Source organism: Planotetraspora mira (assembly GCF_016863275.1).
GTDB lineage: Bacteria > Actinomycetota > Actinomycetes > Streptosporangiales > Streptosporangiaceae > Planotetraspora > Planotetraspora mira.
Window position 1 is genome coordinate 148,404 of the sequence record NZ_BOOO01000001.1, and the last position, 22,291, is coordinate 170,694.

General features: G+C 70.1%; 13 protein-coding genes. 4 read left to right on the forward strand and 9 right to left on the reverse strand.

Annotated elements, in window-relative coordinates:
- Positions 1-9 precede the first annotated feature (9 nt).
- The 3 genes from Pmi06nite_RS00700 to Pmi06nite_RS42900 form a co-directional block, all read right to left on the reverse strand.
- Complete coding sequence (locus tag Pmi06nite_RS00700; protein WP_203950796.1) at positions 10-909, reverse strand: helix-turn-helix domain-containing protein; 900 nt, start codon at positions 907-909, stop codon at positions 10-12.
- A gap of 46 nt (positions 910-955) precedes the next feature.
- Entirely contained in the window at positions 956-4,477 is a 3,522-nt protein-coding gene (dnaE, locus tag Pmi06nite_RS00705) for a DNA polymerase III subunit alpha (RefSeq protein WP_203950797.1), read from the reverse strand.
- A gap of 132 nt (positions 4,478-4,609) precedes the next feature.
- Positions 4,610-5,527, reverse strand: a complete 918-nt coding sequence (locus tag Pmi06nite_RS42900) for a chorismate mutase (RefSeq protein ID WP_203950798.1) — start codon at positions 5,525-5,527, stop codon at positions 4,610-4,612.
- A 300-nt stretch (positions 5,528-5,827) separates the two neighbouring features.
- On the opposite strand from Pmi06nite_RS42900, the gene Pmi06nite_RS42475 reads away from it, so the two are divergent.
- Positions 5,828-8,131 (forward strand): protein kinase domain-containing protein, encoded by a 2,304-nt coding sequence (locus tag Pmi06nite_RS42475; protein ID WP_203950799.1) that lies wholly within the window; start codon positions 5,828-5,830, stop codon positions 8,129-8,131.
- Between the two features lie 12 nt (positions 8,132-8,143).
- On the opposite strand, the gene Pmi06nite_RS00720 is transcribed toward Pmi06nite_RS42475, so the two are convergent.
- The 3 genes from Pmi06nite_RS00720 to Pmi06nite_RS00730 form a co-directional block, all read right to left on the reverse strand.
- Entirely contained in the window at positions 8,144-8,686 is a 543-nt protein-coding gene (locus Pmi06nite_RS00720; RefSeq protein WP_203950800.1) for a GNAT family N-acetyltransferase, read from the reverse strand.
- Between the two features lie 195 nt (positions 8,687-8,881).
- Complete coding sequence (locus Pmi06nite_RS00725) at positions 8,882-10,339, reverse strand: M1 family metallopeptidase (RefSeq protein ID WP_203950801.1); 1,458 nt, start codon at positions 10,337-10,339, stop codon at positions 8,882-8,884.
- Between the two features lie 94 nt (positions 10,340-10,433).
- Positions 10,434-13,091: a M14 family zinc carboxypeptidase gene (locus tag Pmi06nite_RS00730; protein ID WP_203950802.1), complete on the reverse strand. Its 2,658-nt coding sequence runs from the start codon at positions 13,089-13,091 to the stop codon at positions 10,434-10,436.
- 412 nt (positions 13,092-13,503) lie between these two features.
- Between Pmi06nite_RS00730 and Pmi06nite_RS00735 the strand changes: the two genes are divergently transcribed.
- Positions 13,504-15,099, forward strand: coding sequence for a serine/threonine-protein kinase (locus Pmi06nite_RS00735; protein WP_203950803.1), 1,596 nt, complete (start codon positions 13,504-13,506; stop codon positions 15,097-15,099).
- An 88-nt stretch (positions 15,100-15,187) separates the two neighbouring features.
- A complete protein-coding gene (locus tag Pmi06nite_RS00740; protein ID WP_203950804.1) occupies positions 15,188-16,603 on the forward strand; it encodes a serine/threonine-protein kinase in 1,416 nt (471 codons plus the stop codon).
- Here Pmi06nite_RS00740 and Pmi06nite_RS00745 read toward each other — a convergent pair.
- Genes Pmi06nite_RS00745 through Pmi06nite_RS00755 form a run of 3 tightly spaced genes read right to left on the reverse strand, consistent with a single transcriptional unit; the run spans position 16,587 to position 18,440 of the window.
- Positions 16,587-17,516 (reverse strand): RluA family pseudouridine synthase, encoded by a 930-nt coding sequence (locus Pmi06nite_RS00745; protein WP_203950805.1) that lies wholly within the window; start codon positions 17,514-17,516, stop codon positions 16,587-16,589. The genes Pmi06nite_RS00740 and Pmi06nite_RS00745 overlap by 17 nt on opposite strands.
- On the reverse strand, positions 17,509-18,081 hold the full coding sequence (gene lspA / locus Pmi06nite_RS00750; protein ID WP_239113420.1) for a signal peptidase II: 573 nt from the start codon (positions 18,079-18,081) through the stop codon (positions 17,509-17,511). Before lspA ends, Pmi06nite_RS00745 begins: the two co-directional genes overlap by 8 nt.
- Positions 18,045-18,440: a TraR/DksA family transcriptional regulator gene (locus tag Pmi06nite_RS00755; RefSeq protein WP_203950806.1), complete on the reverse strand. Its 396-nt coding sequence runs from the start codon at positions 18,438-18,440 to the stop codon at positions 18,045-18,047. Before Pmi06nite_RS00755 ends, lspA begins: the two co-directional genes overlap by 37 nt.
- A 653-nt stretch (positions 18,441-19,093) precedes the next feature.
- Between Pmi06nite_RS00755 and ileS the strand changes: the two genes are divergently transcribed.
- Entirely contained in the window at positions 19,094-22,270 is a 3,177-nt protein-coding gene (gene ileS / locus Pmi06nite_RS00760) for an isoleucine--tRNA ligase (RefSeq protein ID WP_203950807.1), read from the forward strand.
- Positions 22,271-22,291: the final 21 nt, after the last annotated feature.

The window sequence follows — 22,291 nt, forward strand, 5'->3', positions numbered from 1 at the left end:
GGCCGGGGCTCAGCCGTGCACGCGCAGCGCGTCGACCACCCATTCCACAGCGGGGACGGCAGGCGGGGACGGCACCCGGCCGTTCACGGCGTCCAGCAACTGCCAGTACCGCTCCACCCGGGCGTCCGCGAGCGGCTCCAGCCACCGGCGGAGCTCCGCTCGCCCCGGAGCCGGCAGATCGGGAGCCACGATGCGGTCCAGGACGGCCTTGCCCTCCGGGGAACCGGGCACGATCCCGTCCGCCAGTGCCCGCCCCGCGAACCGGACGACCAGCGCGCGCACGTCGTAGGCGGACTCGGGCCGCCGTCCCGCCGCTCCCCCGGCCACCATCTGCCTGATCTTGAGCTGGAAGTCCTCGTCGCCGACGAGTTCGGCGAGCTCGATCCAGGCGTCCACCTGCTCGGGGGCCGGGTCGTCGGGCAACTCGCGCATCCACTGGGCGATGACCGCGGCGTCCGCCTCGAGGTCGACCCCGGCGGTCACCCGGTCGACGAAGTCATCGATGATCTGCCGGCGTTCGCGCACGGACAGCAGGGCCAGTTTGTGCATCAGCAACGTCTCCTCGGTCGTGCCGCCGCGCTCGGCGACCGTGCTCAGCACGGCGCGGCGCAGCCGCAGAGTGCGGATCTCCGCGTCCAGCGCCCTGACATGGGCCTGCGCCACCTCGGCGACCGAGGCCTGCCGCAGGAGGATCTCGCGGACGGCCTCAAGCCCCACGCCGAGATCGCGCAGGGTCCTGACGAGGTCGGCGCGGGTGACCGCCTCGGCGTCGTAGAGGCGGTACCCGCCGGCGGACCGGCCGGCGGGTGGGATCAGGCCGATGTCGGACCAGAAACGGATCGTGCGTACCGAAAGCTCAGTACGGCGAGCGAGTTGCCCGATCGTGTAGAGCCGTGTGTCCTCGCTCACACGACCAGCCTGCACCCTCCAGCCGCTGGAACCTCAAGTCCCGGGATCAGGCTCCGAGGCAGGCGGGCCCGAGCAACTGCTTGAGGTCGCCCATCAACGCAGGTGAGGGGGTGACGCGCAGCCGGTCGTCGAGGCGCATGACCGTGGTCCGCGGCCCGTTGTGCACCTGGAGATGCACCTCCGTCGTCCCCGGATGGGTCGTCAGGACCTCCTTGAGGCGGCCGACGACGGGCGGGGTGCACCGGGCCACGGGCAGGCTGACGACGAGGGGCCCCCCGGTCTCGGCCGTGAGATCGGGCGCGGTCACCTCCATCGCGATGATCTTCGCGACGTCCTCCCGCTTGTCGATCCGGCCTTTGACGAAGACGATCGCGTCCTCGGCCAGGATCGTGGCGCACAGCTGGTACGCCGACGGGAAGATCATCACTTCGATGGCGCCCTCCAGGTCCTCCAGCATGGTGAGGACCCAGGTGTCGCCCTTCTTGGTGACCTTCCGCTGCAGGCCGGACAGCAGGCCGCCGACGGTGACGATCTGGCCGTCCGGCCGGTCCTCGGACTGCAGAGCGGCCACCGAGCAGTCGGCGCCGGACGCGAGGATGTGCTCGACGCCGAGCAGCGGGTGGTCCGAGACGTACAGCCCGAGCATCTCCCGCTCGAACTGCAGCAGCGTGGTCTTGTCCCACTCCCCCGGCGGGATCTGCACGTCGAAGGTCTGGTCCTCGTCCCCCTCGACGGCGCCGAACAGCGAGTCCTGCCCGATCGCCTCGTTCTTCTTGATGTCGATGATCGCGTCCACGGCCTGCTCGTGGACCATCAGCAGGCCCTTGCGGACGTGGTCGAAGGAGTCGAAGGCGCCCGACTTGATCAGGGACTCGATGACGCGCTTGTTGCAGACGATCGCGGGGACCTTGCGCAGGAAGTCCTTGAAGTCGGTGAACCGGCCCTTCTCCTTGCGGGCGCTGATGATCCCGTCGACGACGTTGCCTCCGACGTTGCGGATGGCCGACAGCCCGAAGCGGACGTCGGTGCCGCGCGGGGTGAAGTCGAAGTCGGAGTCGTTGACGTCCGGCGGGAGGACCTTGATGCCCATGCGGCGGCACTCGTTGAGGTACAGCGCCGACTTGTCCTTGTCGTCCTTCACGGACGTGAGCAGCCCGGCCATGTACTCGGCCGGGAAGTTGGCCTTGAGGTAGGCGGTCCAGTAGGAGACCAGGCCGTACCCGGCGGTGTGGGCCTTGTTGAAGGCGTAGTCGGAGAACGGCAGCAGGATGTCCCACAGCGACTTGATCGCCGCGGCCGAGAAGCCGTTGTCCTGCATGCCCTTCTCGAAGAACTCGAACTGCTTGTCCAGCTCGGACTTCTTCTTCTTGCCCATCGCGCGGCGGAGCAGGTCGGCGCCGCCCAGGGAGTAGCCCGCGACCTTCTGCGCGATGGCCATGACCTGCTCCTGATACACGATCAGGCCGTACGTCGTGTCGAGGATCTCCTTGAGCGGCTCCTCGAGCTCCGGGTGGATCGGGGTGATCTCCTGCTGGGCGTTCTTGCGCAGCGCGTAGTTCGTGTGCGAGTTGGCGCCCATGGGGCCCGGCCGGTAGAGCGCGAGGGCGGCCGAGATGTCCTCGAAGTTGTCGGGGCGCATGATGCGCAGCAGGGAGCGCATGCCGCCGCCGTCGAGCTGGAAGATGCCCAGGGTGTCGCCGCGGCCGAGGAGCTCGTAGGTGATGCGGTCGTCGAGCGGCAGCTTGAGCAGGTCGATCGGCTCGTTGCCGTTCAGCTCGATCATCTTCAGGCAGTCGTCGATGATCGTGAGGTTGCGCAGGCCGAGGAAGTCCATCTTCAGCAGGCCGAGCGTCTCGCAGGTCGGATAGTCGAACTGCGTGATGATCGCGCCGTCGGAGTCCCGCCGCATGATCGGGACGTTGTCGACGAGCGACTCGGCCGACATGATGACGCCGGCGGCGTGCACGCCGGTCTGCCGGATCAGGCCCTCAAGGCCCTTGGCGAGGTCCATCGTCGCCTTGACGTCGACGTCCTCGTCGTACAGCCTGCGCAGCTCGCCGGCCTCGTTGTAGCGCGGGTGGTCCTTGTCGAAGATGCCCGAAAGGGGGATGTCCTTGCCCATCACCGCGGGCGGGAACGCCTTGGAGACCTTGTCGCCGAGCGCGTACGGATGACCCAGGACGCGGGCGGCGTCCTTGATGGCGGCCTTCGCCTTGATGGTGCCGAAGGTGGCGATCATGGCGACCTTGTCGGCGCCCCACTTCTCCGTGACGTACCTGATCACGTCGGCGCGTCTGCGCTCGTCGAAGTCGATGTCGACGTCGGGCATGGACACACGCTCGGGGTTGAGGAACCGCTCGAACAGCAGGGCGTGCGGGATCGGGTCGAGGTCGGTGATGCCCATGGCGTAGGCCACCAGCGAGCCGGCCGCGGAGCCACGTCCCGGCCCCACCCGGATGCCGTTCTCCTTGGCCCACATGATGAAGTCCGCGACCACGAGGAAGTAGGACGGGAACCCCATCTGGAGGATGATGCCCATCTCGTACTCGGCGCGGACCCGGCGCTCCTCGTCGAAGCCCTCCGGGTAGCGGCGCCGCATGCCCGCCCACACCGTCTCGCGGAAGAACTCCTCCTCGGTCTTCCCTTCGGGCGTCGGGAAGCTCGGCATCAGGTTCTTGTAGCCGAACATGTCCGAGGGGTCGACCTTCTCGGCGACCATCAGGGTGTTGCGGCAGCCCTCCTGCCACAGGTCGGAGGAGTCGACGGCCCGCATCTCGTCGGCCGACTTGATGTAGTAGCCGCTGCCGTCGAACCTGAACCGGTCCGGGTCGGCCAGTTGCTTGCCGGTCTGGATGCACAGGAGGGCGTCGTGGCTCGCCGAATCCGACTCGTAGGTGTAATGCGAGTCGTTGGTGACCAGCGGGGGGATGTTCAGCTCGCGGCTGATCCTGGTCAGGCCGTCCCTGACCCGCCGCTCGATGTCGAGCCCGTGGTCCATGATCTCCAGGAAGTAGTTCTCCTTCCCGAAGAGCTCCTGGAACTTGGCGGCGGCCTTGACCGCCTCGTCGTACTGCCCCAGGCGAAGCCGCGTCTGCACCTCCCCGGACGGGCAGCCGGTGGTGGCCATCAGGCCCTCGGAGTTCTCCGCCAGGAGGTCGTGGTCCATCCGTGCCCACTTGCGGACGAACCCCTCGGTGTACGCCCGGGAGCTGACGCGCATGAGGTTGCCCAGGCCGACCCGGTTCTTGGCCCAGATCGTCATGTGGGTGTAGTAGCCGCCGGCGGAGACGTCGTCGCTCTTCTGGTGCGGCTCGCCCCACACGACCGGCTTCTTCTGGAACCGGGACTCGGGCGCGACGTACGCCTCGATGCCGAGGATCGGCTTCACCCCGGCGGCGGTGGCCTGCTTGTAGAAGTCGTAGGCCCCGTGCATGTTGCCGTGGTCGGTGATCGCGATCGCGGGCATGCCTTGGTCGCCCACGTGTTTGAACATCTGCTTCAGCCGGGCCGCCCCGTCGAGCATCGAATACTCGGTGTGGACGTGCAGATGTACAAACGAATCACCCATGAGACCCCCACTCCGACGCACTCTCCGGGTCGCTCGGCACGCCGTGCGCCCTGCCGATCAGAGCCTACGCGTGATCGCGAACCCGTGGGACTCAGGTGATTCAGATCCTATCCGCAGCCGGAAGACGGCAGGTCAGCGACGTGAATCCTCTTCCGCGACACGCAGCCCGGCCTCGATCACCGCGTTCATCACCGGAGCGAGCCTCGCCTCACCGAGGCTCGGCGCCCGCCGCGCCATCGCGGCGACGAGGCGGCGCTCGCGGTCCATGTCACGTCCCCGGAAGCCGCCGACCGGCTTGAGCCGCTGGACGGTCCCCGCCAGGGCGATCCGGCGCTCCAGCAGGGTCGCCAGGGCCGCGTCCACCCGGTCGATCGCCGCCCGCGCGGCACCGACGCTCCCCGGGGCCTCCGGCCGTACCAGTGCGCCGACGACGGAGGCGGCCTCGTGCGCCGCTTCGGCCGCCTCGGGCGTGACGCCGCAGGACAGGAGCAGGCCGTCGGCACCCGCGGCGACCGCCGCCGGTGCGAGCGCCGGGTCGTCCCCCAGGTCCGCGAGCACGGGGCGGCCGGAGCGTTCCGCCGCCGCCCGCATGAGCGCCAGGTCCAGCGTGGTGCCGCCCAGGTGGGTACGGCTCCCGCTCTCGCAGAGCACCACCTGGTCGTTGCCCTCCGCCGCGCAGTAGTCCGCGATGGCCAGCCACTCCTCCAGCGTCGCCGCCTGCCCGCGCTGCACCACGACCGGCAGGCCGACCCGCGCCACCGCCTGGACCAGGCGGAAGTCCTGCATCCAGGCGGCGCCGATCACGACCCCGTCGGCGTTCTCGGCGATCGCGCCCAGGTCGGCGGCCGAGAACGGCTCCACGAGCAGCGGCCCCGCCCATCCGGCCCTGGCCTTCCCGATCACCTCGTCCGCGCTGCTGCGGCCGTGATGACCGCGCAGGCTCACCCATCTGGCGTCGTCACCGCCGATCACCGCGACGGGCGTGCCGTCCCCGATGGACAGAGTCCCGATTCGTACGGCACGGCGGCCGAGTTGTGTCGCCTGCGACATGTCCGCTCCTTGGTGGGCCGGCCGTTCGCACCGGCTCGTCGACAACGAAAAAGGCAGAGACATGACGTCTCTGCCTTCAGCCGGCTCCAGGTGATCGCTAGCTCACGAACGCGCGACCGGCCCTCCCGGAGCCGGCTGCGTAAACACGTGATACCTGACCATGCCTACGACCCTACCAGCCGGTCTCCGCGAGATTGAAATGATCTGTCTCATATATCGAAATCCGGATAGATAACACCGCGTGGTCTGGTCGAACCATTTGCCATCCGTGGGACGATTTGGGGTTCGGGAGGAGATCAGATGCCGCAAGCGGAAGGCCGGCTCGTCGGAGGCCGGTATCACCTCGAGGAGCCGATCGGCCGCGGGGGCATGGGAGTCGTCTGGCGGGCCCATGACCAGCTGCTCGATCGCGCCGTCGCGGTCAAGGAGGTCCGCTACGACAGTGCGATGGGCGACGAGCTCAGCGATCTCAACCGGCGGACCATGCGCGAGGCGCGGGCCGCGGGCCGCCTGACCCACCCGAACGTGGTCGTCGTCCACGACGTGATCGAGGAGGACGGCCGCCCCTGGATCATCATGCAGCTCGTGACCTCCCGGTCCCTCGGGCAGACGATCCGCGAGGACGGGCCGCTCTCCCCCGAGCGGACGGCCGAGATCGGCCTGCAGATCCTGGACGCGTTGCGGGCCGCCCACGCCCAGGGCGTGCTCCACCGAGACGTCAAGCCGGAGAACGTGCTGCTCACCGAGGACGGGCGGGTCGTCCTGACCGACTTCGGCATCGCGCGCCTCGAGGCCGACTCCACCATGACGCGCACGGGGATCATCGGCACTCCCGCGTTCATCCCCCCGGAGCGGCTTCGCGGCGGCCCGGCGCGGCGGGAGTCCGACCTGTGGTCGCTCGGGGCGACGCTCTACACCGCCGTCGAGGGCAAGCCGCCCCACGACCGGGGCATGGCCATGGCCACCATGCACGCCGTCCTCACCGACGACCCCGCCCCAGCGATCCGGGCCGGGCGGCTCGGGCCGGTGCTGATCCGCCTGCTCGCCAGGGAGCCGGAGGACCGGCCCGGCTACGACGAGATCGTCCGTCTGCTCAAGGAGGCGTCGCGCCCCGCCCCCGTCACGCCGTCTCCGGCCCCTCCCGAGGTCGTCCCTCCCAGCGGGCCCGTCGCGGAAGCCGTACCCGCGCCGCCTCGGCCACCCGCGAAGAAGGCATCGCCGCCGGAAGCGGCATCGGACCCTGCCGCGCCCCCTGACGGCCCTCCCGCGGACGAGGAGGCCGGCACGGCTCCGACGGAGCCGCCCGCCTCCGGCGCGGATCGGGCTCCGGCTCCGGGCGAGCGGGCGGAGGAGGAGCAGCACGGAGGGCCGAAGAGCGCCTCGGGCCCCGGCAGGGCCCCCTCCGCGGGCTCCCTCGCGGAGGCGGAGGACACGCCGGCGTCCGAGGAGATGCCGATGACACGGGCCGTTCCGCGCGGGACCCCGGGGACCGGGAGCCGGGCCCCCGCCCCGGCGCGTCCCACACCATCGGCTCACCCCACACCGCCGGAGCGCGCCACACCGCCGGCTCACCCCGCGCCCTCGGCGCGTCCCGCGACCCCCGCGGGATCCGCACCCTCGCCCTCGCTTGATCCGGAGGGGCCGGCCGCGCCTCGTTCCACGCCGCCGGCGACGTCCCCCTCTCGCGGCACTCCCCCGGGGTCGCCCTCGTCGTTCCCCCTTCTCACACACGACCCCGCCCCCGGGGGCGTGCCCCCGCGGGAGACCGCCGAGGGCCGGCTGAACCAGGCGCCCTCGAGGCAGGGGACCGAGCCGGTCGCCGACTGGGGTGGGCGGCCCGGCTGGGGTCAGCCCGTGTCCGCTCCCACCCAGCGCGGAACGGCGTGGCAGGCCGAGCCCCCCGCCTCCGCGGAGCGGTGGCGGCCCTCTCCCCTGGTCAAATGGGCCCTGGTGGTGATCCCGGTGCTGGTGATCATCGCCGCCATCGCGGGATACCTCGGAATCCGAGAAGGCGAGCGCACCTCGGGCAAGCCCGAGGGCGACGGGCGAAAGGCCGCCCTCGCGGCGAGCGGGAGCACCACACCGCCGCCGTCGCCTCCGGCCACCACCTCCGCGTCCGGCAAACCCCCGGCCTCGCCGAAGCCGACGACCTCACAGCCCACGGACGTCCCGGCCGGCTGGCATCGCTACAAGGACAAGACAGGATTCTCGATCGCCCTGCCCAAGGGCTGGAAGGTCGACCGTCGCGACGGTTCCAACGTCTGGTTCCGCGGCCCCGACCGTGCCGCCACCCTGCAGATCGGCATGACCAGCACGCCCAAGTCCGACGCCGTGAAGGACTGGAAGGCCCAGGAGAAGTACTATCCCTCCCGGTTCCCCGGCTACCGGCGCGTGAGCCTCAAGTCCGTGGACTACTTCAAGGAGGCCGCCGACCTGGAGTTCACCTGGCGGTCCGGCAACGGGAAGACCCACGCGATCAACCGCGGCTTCGTCACCGACAAGCACCACGGATACGCCCTCTTCTGGCAGACCCCCGACAGCCGCTGGCAGAAGGACCTGCACAACTTCACGACGTTCGCCGCCACGTTCCGGCCCGCCACCTGAACCGGACGGCCGTCAGGCCGTGAGGTCCTTGTGGTAGATGAAGTAGTCGCACGGGGTCGCGAGCAAGGGGGCGAGCCCCGGGTAGTCCTCGTCGAGGTTTCCGGCGCGCACGCGCCGGTACCCGATCCTGGGATACCAGGTAGCGAGGAACTCCTTCGACGGGTGGCTCCACTCGCGCGGGACCAGCAGTTCCAGTTGCATGGTGGCGAGCCCGCGTTCCCTGCTCGTCCGCTCGGCGAAGCGGACCAGTTCCCTTCCGATGCCGACGCCCCGGTGCTCGGGATCGGCGGCGAGCATTCCGAACTCGCCCACGCCGCCCTCGAGGCGCTGAATGCGCACGGAGCCCACGATCTCTCCGTTCAGGCGGGCCACGGCGATCTCACCGGCGCCGATCAGCTCCACGACCTCGTCCGCCGTCGTCCGGGCCGAACTGCCGGCCCACATGCCCTGCTCGGCGATGGTGTAGACCTCGTTGACGAGTGAAGTGATCCGCTCGACGAGGGTCCTGTCGGCGGCCGCCGAGGCGGGCAGCAGTTCGATCTCGATGGCACCCATGGAGGCTCCTGCACGAAGGGCGATCGTCGCCGTGCTCACCGGTACGGCGAGACCCGGGCATTCTTGCTGGTCACGAACCCTATCCCACCCGGCGAAACGGGCGGACGCCCCCACGACGAACCCCCGCCTCGATCGAGACGGGGGTCGCCATACGTGCCGGGCCCACCGGGTGGCGGGCCCGTCAGGAGCCGGGCCCTACCAGGTGGTGGGCTTGCCCTTCTGGAAGAGCCACACGTCGAAGAAGTTCGTCAGGTCCATGCCCGAGACCTTCTCCGCAGTGCGGATGAACTCGGCGGTGCTGGTGTTGCCGTACCGGTTGGAGGCGGCCCACTTCTTGACGAGCTTGAAGAAGGCGTCGTCGCCGATCTTGCCGCGGAGCGCGTGCAGCGTCATCGCGCCGCGGTTGTAGGGGACGTTGCCGAACATGTCCACAGGGCCGGGGTCGGTCGTGACGGTCTGCCAGAACGACGACGTCGCCGCACGCCCGTAGTTGCTCGTGCTGTTGAACGTCTGGTCCACGGTGGCGCCGCCGGTGTGCTCGGTGTACATCCACTGGGAGTACGTCGCGAAGCCCTCGTTGAGCCAGATGTCGGACCAGCGGCTGAGCGACACGCTGTCGCCGAACCACTGGTGGGCGAGTTCGTGCGCCATCGTGCCGACGCCCGGGGCGCTGGAGAAGATCGGCTTGGTCTGGCTCTCCAGGGCGTAGCCGACGTCGGGGGCCCGGTCGATGATCGCGCCCGCCGTGTTGAAGGGATAGGGGCCGAAGATCGAGGAGAAGTACTCGACGATGTCCGGGATCTGGGCGACGGCGGCGGCCGACTGGGTGACCAGCCGCGGGTCCACCGCCGTGTAGATCGGCAGGCCACTGGGCGTCTTCGACTTGGTGACGGTGAAGTTCCCGATCGTCACCGTGGACAGGTACGTCGCCATGGGCTCGCGCGAGTCCCACACGAACGTCGTCCAGCCCTTCTTCGTCTTCTGCGACTCCAACCGGCCGTTGCCGACCGCGGTGACGCCCTCGGGGACGGTCGCGTGGAAGGTGAAGGTGGCCTTGTCCGTCGGATGGTCGTTGCCCGGGAACCACGCGGGAGACCCCTGCGGCTCGCCCGGCACGAACACGCCGTCGTCGGTGGGCACCCAGCCCTCGATGGAGTCGTCGGGGTCCGTGACGACCGGAGGCGTGCCCTTGTACTTCACGACCACCGTGAAGTGGCGCCCCTTGGCCAGGTCGTGCCGGGGGGTCACGACGAGTTCCTGGCCGCTGCGCTCGAACGCCGACCGGTGCCCGTCCACGGTGAGGGAGCTGATCTCCGGCCCGCGGAAGTCGAGGTCGAACCGGTTCAGTCCCTGGGTCGCGACCGCGGTGATCGTCGTCGTCGCGTCCATGATCCGGGTGGCGGGGTCGTAGGTGAAGGCGATGTCGTAGTGCTTCACGTCGTAGCCGCCGTTGCCGGCGTCGGGGAAGTAGGGGTCCCCGACGCTCGCGGCACCCGCCGAGTAGTGCGGCCGGCCCGGATTTCCGTGGTTCCCGTGATCTCCGTGCTTTCCGTGGTCTCCGGACGAGGCGAAGGCCGGCTGCGCCCCCTGGGCGATCAGCAGGCCGAGCAGCGCGGCCGAGGAGGCCGCGGCGCCGAGACGTCGCGATGTCATGCGGTTCCTTCCATCGGGTCCGGCCGGGGAAGACCCCGGCCGGACCCGTCGTGCGGGTGTTCTCGAGAGGTGGATCCTTCAGCCGGCGGCTGTGTCAGCCGACGACGGAACGCAGCGGGATCTGCTCGGTGCGCAGGGCGCTGACGAGGTCGCGGAGGAACGGGTGCTCGTCGGCCGCGAGTCCCTCCGGGTTCGGGATGGTGATGTAGGCCGAGCCGTTCGCCTCCGCCGTCTGCGCGGTGTCCGTGTACCGCCTGACGACGGCCTCGGTCCTGGCCAGGTCGGAGCCGGCGACCTCGATGCTGATCGGCCGCCACTGCCCGCCGAGATCGGCCGGCTCGGGAGCCTTGGCGGCCGCCGACCGCAGAGCGTCCACACCGGCCTGCGGGGCAACGGTGCGCTGCGCCGCCGCGGCCGCCGGAGCCTCGGGCTCGAGCAGCGCGTTGGCCACGAGGTGGATGCCGTTCTCGTTGTAGGCCCGGAAGAGCGGATTGTATGCGAACAGCACGGCATGTCCGGCGCCGGTCGGCTCGTCGACGAGCGAGACCGTGCCCTTGAGCGCGTCGGCCCCGACCGTGTAGCCGTTGGACCAGAACGTGTCGTCCGCCGGGTAGGACAGGACGTTCGTGCCGGTCTGGCTCGGGTTCAGGATCGGGTCGCTGTTGTTGAACTGGAAGTCCTCGGCCGGGCGGCCGAGCGCCACCGGAGTGCCGTTCGCCACGTCGACCCGGAAGTGCGAGCCGATCACCTGGTAGCCGGTCGGCTTGGCCTTCTCCGTGGTGGACGTGAGGCCGGCGGTTCGGGCGAGCCGGGTGCCCTCGTTGCGGAGCCCGACGTAGGTGCCGCCCGCGGCCACCCACGCCTTGAGGTTGGCCAGGCCTTCGGCCGTCAGGCCGCCGGTCGAGCTGTTGCCGTCCGGGACCACCAGGGCGGTGCGCCCGGTGAAGGCGGGGGTGTTGCCGTTGATGTCCGCCGCGGTCACCTGCGTGAGGTTGAGACCCCAGTGGTCGCCCAGCACGTATCGCGCCTCGCCGTACGAGCCGGAGGTGGTGGAGATGCCGGTGCCGGCGAACAGGCCGGTGTCGGGCAGGCTCAGCGGGGTGCCGGAGACCGGCTTGGAGCTCGTGCCGACGGTCACGCCGAGCGGACGGGCCAGGTCGTCCAGGTCGTGCTCGCTGATCTCGCGGGCGGACAGGCTGACCCGCCCGGTCGTGAGGTCACGCGAGACCGGGACCCCGGAGCCGAGCAGCCGGAAGGTGAGCTCGGACGCGCTGGCCGAGTCCATCGGGTAGGTGTAGGAGCCGTTCTTGTGGGCCCGGCCGTCCGTGCCGCCGTCGATGCTCTTGACCCGCTCGACCTTCGGGGACAGCGTGTCTCCGGTGGAGATGGTGTCGATCCCCATCAGCAGCGGGTTGCTCCACGAGGAGACGTCGTAGAAGTACGGGAAGGGGACGTAGGGGTCCTCCGCGAGCAGCGCCTGGATCCAGTGCTTCTGCGGCTGGTTCATCGGGATCCAGTACGCGCCCTCGGGAACCGTCAGGTTCTTGGCGGACCGGCCTCCGAAGACACGCGCGTTCGGGACCTTCAGCGAGCGCTCGACCTTGTAGACCTCGACGTCCATGCCGCGAAGCCGTTCCACGAGCTTGCGCACGTCACCGAGCTGGCGGTCGGGCAGCAGGAAGTACGACTTGACCTTGACGTCGGGCACCGGGAACTGGACGGTGTTCGTGGGCTGCACGACCTCGTTGGGCTCGAGCGTGCCCGCGGCGCCCTCCTTGAGGGCGGTCTGCCAGATGTCGTAGTACCCGCCGAGGATCTCCCGCTTGTTGTCCGCGGCCCAGCCGGTGGTGGCCCACTGGGTGTTGAACTGCTGCTGGACCCGGTCCTCGACGGCCGAGGAGCTGCCCTTCTCGAAGGTCATGCCCGCGGCGCCGAAGCCCGTGGCCGGCGCGGTGTCGCCGTAACCCATGTAGAACAGGTCATACGTCGCGTAGTTGAAGTAGCACTCCGTGGTGACCGCGCCCGCGCACGCGCCGTTGTACCCGAAGCCCGCGGCGTTGGCCGCCCCGATGCGGTTGATCCAGTCGACCGGCTGGTCGGCGATCTCGTGGTGGATCGGGTCGGCGTTCGGCGGGAAGAAGTACTGCCGCCCGCCCATCTCGTGGGCGTCGACGAAGATCTGCGGCGGGTAGTCGCGCAACATCGCGACCTTGCCGTCGGTCTCCGGCTGCGTCCGGGCGAACCAGTCGCGGTTGAGGTCGAAGCCGCGGTCGTTCGTCCTGCGGTTGGCGTCGCGCCCGTCGGGGTTCTGGGTCGGCACGATGACCGTGACGAGGTTGTCGTTGCGCTTGGTCACGTCGCAGGACAGACCGGAAGACAACTCGTACAGCGTCTTGAGCGCGGCGTCGGCGCCACTCGTCTCACCGCCGTGAACGTTCCCGGCCACCCAGACGATCGCCGGGGTGTCCTTGGCGATGCGGGCCGCCTTGTCGGGCTTCAGGGAACGCGGGTCGCGCAGCGACTTGACCTGCTCGGCGATCTCGGCCAGTTCCTTGCGGCCCATGTGGTCCTTGCCGGACACGATGGCGTACGGCAGTGCCTGGCCGGTGAAGCTGTGCGCGATCGTCCCGGTGACCACGCGGTCGGAGGCGCGTCCCACCGCGTCGACGTACGCCCTGATCTCGCCTGTCGTGACCACCCGGGACTGCCCCTTGCCCAAGGGGAACCCGAAGAACGACTCGGGGCTCGGCACGGACGCCAGATGGGCGTTCGGATCCGGGCTGCATTTCGGTCCGTGTGAATTCGCGCTCGCCGACGGGATGAACGGCAGTGTGAACGCCGTCAGCGCGATGACCGCAACACTTGTGACCTTGCCGAAAGGAAATCTTCTGTACGACGCCGTACTCGGCCGCACCTATGCCTCCTGGAGGGGCGGGGGACGGCGCATCCTCAGGCGAGAACCCGCCATCCTCGGAGAAATGACACCGCTGTGGTGCCGGAGAGAGCCGATAGTGATCGTATTCGGAGGTAATAAAACGGGCAAGAGGGGCAGAACTTAACAAAGTCGCAGAATGAAATGTGCGGTTTTCGGGCATGATCCAGCGCCCTTTCCGGCCCGTCCGCAGATCCTGTGGGACGATTCAGGAGTTTCCGGAAGGGGTCAGGTGAACGACGGGCGTCGCATCGCGGGCAGGTATCACCTGCTCGAAGCCATCGGCCGCGGCGGCATGGGGATCGTCTGGCGTGCCCACGACGAGGTGCTCGACCGTACGGTGGTCGTCAAAGAGGTGCTCCACCGCACGGCGGACGCACAGGAGCGCGCGGCGTTCAACCAGCGGACCGTCCGCGAGGCACGGGCGGCCGGCCGTCTGTCCCACCCCGGCGTGGTCGTCGTCCATGACGTGATCGAGGAGGACGGCAGGCCCTGGATCGTCATGCAGTTCGTCCAGGGACGGTCGCTCGGCGCAGTGCTTCGCGAGTCGGGCCCGCTGCCGCCGCGACGGGTCGCCGACATCGGCCTCCAGGTGCTCGACGCCCTCCGTGCGGCACACGCCGCCGGGATCCTCCACCGTGACGTCAAACCCGAGAACGTCCTGCTCCAGCCCGACGGCAGGGTGGTCCTCACCGACTTCGGCATCGCCACCATGCCGGACGAGACCGGGCTCACCACCACGGGCGCGGTGACGGGGACCCCGGCGTTCCTGCCGCCGGAACGGCTCAACGGGCGGTTCGCCACACCCGAGTCGGACCTGTGGTCGCTGGGCGCGACGATGTACACGGCCGTCGAGGGCAGGGCGCCGTTCGAACGCGACTCGGTCATCGCGACCATGGCGGCTGTGATCCACACGGAGCTCGATCCGCCACGGCGTGCGGGCTCCCTCACCCCCGTCATCGAAGGCCTGCTGGCCAAGGACCCCGCCCTCCGGATGACCGCCGAGACCGCCGCCGGGCTCCTGAAGGCCGCGTCGTCGGGGGCGGACGGCACGGGTTTCGGCCCGCCGTCCACCGGAGACGTCGCCGCCGAGCCTCTCCCACGCGTGACGTCGGCGCTGCCGTCCGGCCCGCATACGGTCTCGGCGCCGCCCTCTGGCCCGCACATCACCTCGGCGCCGCCGTCCGGCCCGCGCGGGCGGGGACGTGCCGGCGCACGTGTCGCACTGGCCGCCCTGCTCTGCGTCGTGCTGGCCACCGGCGGCTGGTACGGCTATCGCCGGCTCGCGGACGGATCCGCCTCCGGCTCCGCGGCGTCTCCGGCCACGCCCGCGAAGGTCACTCCGGCGGCCACGCCGTCCGCCGCTCACCCCGGCGCCGCCCTGCCCGCCGGCTGGACCATGCACAAGGATCCGCTGGGCTTCTCGGTCGCCCTGCCCAAGGGCTGGACCGCCTTCGACCGGCAGGCGGCGCGCGTGAGCTTCCACGACTCCAGCCGGAGCGGATACCTGCTGGTGGACTTCACGAAGTGGACGGCGGCCGATCCCGTGCCCGCGCTGACCGCCGTCGAGGCCGCATCGAGGAAGAAGGGGCTTCTTCCCGGCTACCAGCGCATCCGCCTGGCGGCCGTCCGCCAGCGCGGAGCGCCCGCCGCCGAGTGGGAGTTCACCTACACCCCGTCGTACGGCAGGGTCAGGGTCCTCGACCGGGCGTTCCGGCTGCCCGACGGCGGATACGCCGCCCTCTACTGGCAGACGACCGACCGAACATGGACGACCACTATGTCCTATTTTAGGGTATTCTTGACCACATTCGTGCCTAATGAGTAAAAGCAAAGGCGCCTGATCGCGGGGGGAATCGGCCGCAGGGCCTGGTTCCGCGGCATGAGCGTGTTCGAGAAGGGCAGCGCCACGGGCCATGGCTGATGCGCAGACCTCCGATCGAGTGGTCGCCGGACGTTACCGGCTGATCGAGCCTCTCGGACGCGGCGGCATGGGGATCGTCTGGCGCGCCCTCGACGACGTGCTCCGCAGAGAGGTCGCCGTCAAGGAACTCACCGCTTCGGCGGGGCTCTCCGGCCAGGACCGGGAGACGTTCATCACACGGACCTTCCGGGAGGCGCGGGCCGCGGGACGGCTCAGCCATCCGGGCGTGGCCACGGTCTACGACGTCTTCGAAGAGGACGACCGCCTCTGGATCGTCCTGGAACTCGTCCCCTCCCGGACGCTCGGCTCCATCGTCCGCGAGGAGGGGCCGCTGCCTCCCCGGCGGGTGGCGGAGATCGGCGGCCAGGTCCTGGCCGCTCTCAGTGCCGCCCACGCGGCGGGCGTGCTCCATCGGGACGTCAAGCCCGAGAACGTGCTGATCGCCCACGACGGACGCGCGGTGCTGACCGACTTCGGGATCGCGGCGCTGGAGGACGATTCCCCGGTGACGCGCACCGGCATGCTCATCGGCACCCCGGCCTTCATGGCCCCGGAGCGGGCCAGCGGAGCCATGGCACGGCGCGCGTCGGACCTGTGGTCGCTCGGCGTGACCCTGTTCCTGGCCGCCGAGGGCCGATCGCCGTTCCAGCGTGGTCACGCGCTCGCGACGCTGGCGGCGGTCACCTACGAGGAGCCCGGGCCCATGCCGCAGGCCGGTCCTCTCGCTCCGATCATCACGGGACTGCTGGCCAAGGATCCCGCCCGGCGGATGACGGCCGAGCAAGCCGCGCCGCTGCTGCGGGCCGTGGCCGAACAGGCCGCCTCCGAGCCTCCCGTCGAGCTTCCCGCCACGCAGCCGGGCGGCCCACCCGCTCAGAGGTCGCGCACCGGCTCCCCCGTGCATTCCCACCGGAGGACCGCGGGACGGCCGGCCGCCGCGTCCCCGTCGCCGTCCCGGCCTCGCCGGTCCCGCTACCGGCGCATTCCCTGGGTGTTCGCCGCGGTCGCCGCTTCCATGATCGCCGTCGCGGGTGTCGTGGTGGGCGGCGTCGCCTACGTGACCACACGGGATCCCGGCGCCGGATACACGCCGGTCAGCACGCCCACCGTGACCGTGTTCACCACCCGTACGGCGCAGCCCCCGCCGGGCGCGAATCAGGAGGCGGCGCAGTCGATGACGAACGCCGGCACCCGGTCAGGCGAGCCCGCCCCGCAGGCGACCCGTAAGCCGTCGACGTCCCCGGCCGGCTCCGGCTCCACGCACAAGGCGCAGCCGGAGCCCCGGATCGACGGGCCTCGCCGCGGCGAGGGCACGGGAGGCCGGGGAGGCTTCGGGAACGGTTACTGGAACAGGCACGACGACGGCGGGCAGAACCCCGGCTCTTCGCCGCCTAGCTCTCGTCGCTGACGACGCGCAGCGCCCGCGCCAGATCCTCCGGATATTCGGTGGTGAACGAGACCCACTCGCCCGTGGCCGGATGCTCGAAGGCCAGGGAGACGGCGTGCAGCCACTGCCGGGACAGCCCCAGCCGGGCCGACAGCGTGGGGTCCGCGCCGTACATGAGATCGCCGACGCAGGGGTGCCTGAGCGCCGACATGTGGACCCGGATCTGGTGGGTCCTGCCTGTCTCCAGCTTGATGTCGAGCAGCGACGCCGACCGGAAGGCCTCGACGGTGTCGTAGTGGGTGATCGAGTCCTTGCCCCCCGCCACGACGGCGAAGCGGCCGTCGCCGGACGGGTGCCGGTCGATCGGAGCGTCCACGGTCCCCCGGAGCGGGTCCATGTGGCCCTGCACCAGCGCGTGGTAGCGCTTGTCGACCGTCCGCTCCTTGAAGGCCCGCTTGAGGTGGGTGTAGGCCGCCTCGCTCTTGGCCACCACCATCGCCCCCGTGGTGTTGGCGTCGAGCCGGTGGACGATGCCCTGGCGTTCGGCCGCCCCGCTGGTGGAGACGCGGTGGCCGGTGCCCAGCAGGCCACCGATCACGGTCGGCCCGGTCCAGCCGACGGTCGGGTGCGCGGCCACGCCGATCGGCTTGTTCACCACGACGATGTCGTCGTCCTCATAGATGATCGCCATGCCGGGCACCGGTTCCGCGACCGGCATCGGCGTGGAGGGGGGCGGCGGGACGGTCACGTCCAGCCAGGCCCCGGCGTGCACCCGGTCGGACTTCGCCGGGACGGAGCCGTCGACCAGCACCTCGCCCGAGGCGATCAGCTCGGCGGCGCGGGTGCGGGAGAAGCCGAACAGCCGGGCCAGGGCCGCGTCGAGACGCTCGCCCTCCAGGCCGTCGGGGACGGGGAGACTGCGCTGGTCACCCATCGGCGGTCTCCCCCGTCTGGCGCGACCCGTCGATCTGGTAGCCGCGCCACGCCAGGAAGACCGCGAGGATGCCGCCGCAGACGATGGCGGAGTCGGCGAGGTTGAACACGGGGAACCTCGTGACCGGGAACGCCTGGAGGAAGTCCACCACGTGCCCCTGCAGGGGGGCGGGTGACCGGAAGATCCGGTCCGTCAGGTTGCCCACCGCGCCGCCCAGCAGCAGGCCCAGCGTGATCGCCCAGGGAAGGCTTCTGAGCTGCCGGGCCGTCCGCAGGATGGCGACGACCACTCCGAGCGCGATCACGGTGAAGATGATCGTCATCCCGGTGCCGATGCTGAACGCGGCACCGGGATTGCGGATCACGTTCAGCACCAGCACGCCGGGAATGACGGTCGTGGGCGCCTTGTGCTCGAGGAACTCGACCACGAGCAGCTTGCTCACCACGTCGAGCGCGTACACGACCGCCGCGACGACGCCCAGGAGGGCGATCCTCCGCCCGCCGACGGACCGTGTTCCGGCTTCACCGCTCAGCGGCGCTCCTCCCGCGTCTTGCACGCTACGCACAGCGTCGCCCTCGGGAACGCTCGCAGACGTTCCTTCCCGATCGGCTTGTGGCACGATTCGCACTCTCCGTAAGTCCCTGCGTCGACGCGGGCGATCGCCCGCTCGTTCTGCGCGAGCAGGTCGCGCGCATTCAGGGTAAGGGCGATCTCACGCTCACGCTCATAGGTCTTGGCCCCGGCGTCAGCCGGATCGTCCCCCGCGCCCTCGCTGGCATCCCCCTGCGCGAGTTCCGCCTCGGCACGCGTGATGTCGGCGGTGAGCTCCTCGATCTCATGCAGCAGCCGGGTGCGGACCTCGGCGAGCTCCTCGCCGGACCAGGTGTCTTCGCTGGTAGCGGTTCTGGCCGCGCGCGTGGCCATGAGGCCTCCCATTAGTCAGGAACGATGATCAACATATGAGCAGTCCGGGCAGCATAGGTCTCTGATAACGGCCCGGCAAACGACTCGCCGACGGTTTTACCCCGCCCTGAGCCGGGCGGCACATTCGGCCGGTTCCTCCTCGTCCCCCTGGATGTCGACCACTTCTGTCGCGGCTCGTGATGCCCGAGACAAGACGCACGGCGCCCCGCCGTACGGCGGAAACGGAGACGACGGCCCACAGGGCCGCCTTCCGTCACCCCTCCGTCGACCGCCGGGGCACACACCGTGACAACATCGCCACCCCTCCGTATGTTCCGCCCGCGGCCGTCCGGGTCTCGCCGCGCCGTATATCGGGAAGCCCTTGCGCTCCGTCTGCGTTATCGTCTAAGTCTGCAAGGCGTCGATGGGGACGAGTACCTCCGCATCCACTCGCACGAGCGACCCGGGGACGGTGTGAGCCCGGGGCGGGTCGCGGGGGGAAGATCACCCCGGAGCCGCCGGAAGAAAGGCCTTCCCGGCCGAGTAGACCCGGCAGCGGGCACGAAAAGAAGAGGGCGTCCCTCAGCGGGCGTCAAGAAGGGTGGTACCGCGGAGCCGCTCCGGCTTCGTCCCTTCACGCCGATCCCAGCGATGCGTGGAGGTTCCGCCCTACGATGTCCGCCAATTACTTCCGCTCCCTTCCCGGGCAGGTCGACCTGCCCGCCCTCGAACACGAGGTCCTTGAACGCTGGCGGGACGGGAAGATCTTCGAGCGGTCCCTGGAGCAGAACGCGGACGGCCCTTCCTGGATCTTCTACGAGGGCCCTCCCACGGCGAACGGCATGCCGGGCGTCCACCACGTCGAGGCCCGCGTGTTCAAGGACGTCTTCCCCCGGTACAAGTCCATGCGCGGGTATCACGTTCCCCGCAAGGCCGGCTGGGATTGCCACGGCCTGCCCGTCGAGGTCGCCGTCGAGAAGGAACTCGGTCTCTCCGGTAAGCCCCAGATCGAGGAGTACGGCATCGCGGCGTTCAACGACCGCTGCCGTGAGTCGGTGCTCCGGCACGTCGACGCCTTCGAGGAGATGACCGAGCGGATGGGCTACTGGGTCGACATGTCCCAGGCCTACCGCACGATGGACCCGCAGTACGTCGAGGCCGTCTGGTGGTCGCTCAAGACCATCTGGGACAAGGACCTGCTGTTCCGCGACTTCCGGATCACGCCCTACTGCCCGCGTTGCGGCACCGGGCTGTCCGATCACGAGCTGGGCCAGCCGGGCGGATACGAGACCGTCTCCAGTCCGTCGGTCTACGTGCGGATGCCCGTCACCTCCGGCCCCCTGGCCGACCTCGGCGCCTCGCTGCTGATCTGGACCACCACCCCGTGGACCCTGGTGTCCAACACGGCGGTGGCCGTCCACCCGGACGTCACCTACGTCGCGGCCCGCCGCGGCGACGAGGTGCTGGTCATCGCCGAGCCGCTGATGACCAAGGTCCTCGGTGAGGACGTCGAGGTGCTCGCCAGGTTCACGGGGACCGAGTTGGAGCACACCCCCTACTCCCGCCCCTTCGAACTGGTCGAGATCCCCGGCGCGCACTACGTGGTGCTGGGCGACTACGTCACCGTCGAGGACGGTACCGGCCTGGTCCACCAGGCGCCCGCGTTCGGCGCGGACGACATGACCGTCTGCAAGCGGTACGGCATGCCGGTGGTCAACCCCATCGGACCCGACGGCCGGTTCCTGCCCGACGTGCCGTTCGTCGGCGGCACCTTCTTCAAGGACGCCGACGAGCCGCTCACCGAGGACCTGCGCAGCCGCGGCCTGCTGTTCTGGGGCGACCACTTCGAGCACAGCTACCCGCACTGCTGGCGCTGCCACACGCCGCTGCTCTACTACGCGCTCCCGTCGTGGTACATCCGGACCACCAAGATCAAGGACCGTCTGCTCGCCGAGAACGAGGGGACCAACTGGTTCCCCGAGACGATCAAGAACGGCCGCTACGGCGAGTGGCTCCGCAACAACGTCGACTGGGCCTTGTCCCGCTCGCGGTACTGGGGCACGCCGCTGCCGCTGTGGGTCTGCTCCGAGGACGACTCCCACGTCACCTGCGTCGGCTCGCTCAAGGAACTCGGCGAGTACGCGGGCCGTGAGCTGTCAGGGCTCGACCCGCACCGGCCGTACGTCGACGACGTGACCTTCCCCTGCCGGCACGGCGAGGGAGACGCGGTCTGCGGCGCCGAGGCCCGGCGCGTTCCCGACGTCATCGACGTCTGGTACGACTCGGGTGCCATGCCGTTCGCCCAGTGGGGCGCTCCGCACGTCAACAAGGACGTCTTCGAGGCGTCCTACCCCGGCCAGTTCATCGCCGAGGCCATCGACCAGACCCGTGGGTGGTTCTACTCGATGATGACGGTCGGGACCCTGGTCTTCGACCGCTCGTCGTATGAGAACGTCCTGTGCCTCGGCCTGATCCTCGCCGAGGACGGGCGCAAGATGAGCAAGCACCTGGGCAACGTGCTGCAGCCGATGCCGCTGATGGACGAGCACGGGGCCGACTCCCTCCGCTGGTACATGGCGACCTCGGGTTCCCCGTGGGCTCCCCGCCGGATCAGCCATGCCGCGCTGGAGGAGATCGTCCGGAAGGTCCTGCTCACCTACTGGAACACCGCGTCGTTCTTCACGCTCTACGCCAACGCCGAGTCGTGGTCGCCGGCCCGGCTGGCCTCCGCCCCGCCGCACGCCGAGCGTCCGCTGATCGACCGGTGGGCCCTCGCCGAGCTTCACCGGACGGTCGCCGACGTCACCTCCTCCCTTGAGGAGTTCGACACCGCCCGGGCCGGACGCCGCCTGACGGACTTCCTGGACGACCTGTCGAACTGGTACGTCCGCCGCTCGCGCCGCCGGTTCTGGTCCGGCGAGGAGTCGGCGTTCGCCACGCTCTACGAGTGCCTGGAGACCGTGAGCCGGCTGATGGCGCCGCTCGTCCCGTTCCTGACCGACTACCTGTGGGACGTGCTCCGCGGCCCCGACGCCCCGCCGTCGGTCCACCTCACCACCTGGCCCGAGGTGGACGCCTCGCTGCTCGACCCGGCGTTGTCCGAGCGCATGGCGCTCGTCCGTCGCCTCGTCGAGCTGGGCCGCTCGGCCCGCGTCTCGTCGTCGGTCAAGACCCGCCAGCCGCTCGGCCGGGCGCTGATCGGCGCACCCGGGTGGGCGACGCTCCCCGGTGAGCTGCGCGAGCTGATCGCCGACGAGCTGAACGTGCAGAGCCTGGAGGACATGTCCGGGTTCTCGGCCGACCTGGTGACCTTCACCGTGAAGCCGAACTTCCGTGCCCTCGGGAAGCGGTTCGGGTCGCAGACCAAGCTGGTCGCCGCCGCCATCGGCGCCGCCGACCCGGCCGCGCTGGCTCAGGCCGTCCGATCCGGGACGGCCGCCGCCGTCGAGGCGGGAGTGCTGGGAACGGTCGAGCTCGGGCCGGACGACGTGATCATCACGGAGCAGCCCAAGACGGGATGGGCCGTGGAGACCGGCGCGGTCGACACCGGAACGGGTGAGACCGTGGCCCTGGACCTCGCGATCACCGACGAACTGCGCAGGGCGGGCCTGGTCCGCGAGGTCATCCGGCTGGTTCAGGAGGCACGCAAGGCGACCGGGCTGTCCATCACCGACCGGATCGACCTGTGGTGGTCGGCCGACGGCGATCTGGCGACGGCACTGCGCGAGGGCGGCGGGACCGTGGCCGAGGAGGTGCTTGCGACGAACCTCACCGAAGGCGGCTCCGCTGAGGACCTGCCCCGGCACGAGGACGCCGATCTCGGCCTGGCCTTCCAGCTCCGCAAGGCGTGATCCACATCTGATCCACGCCTG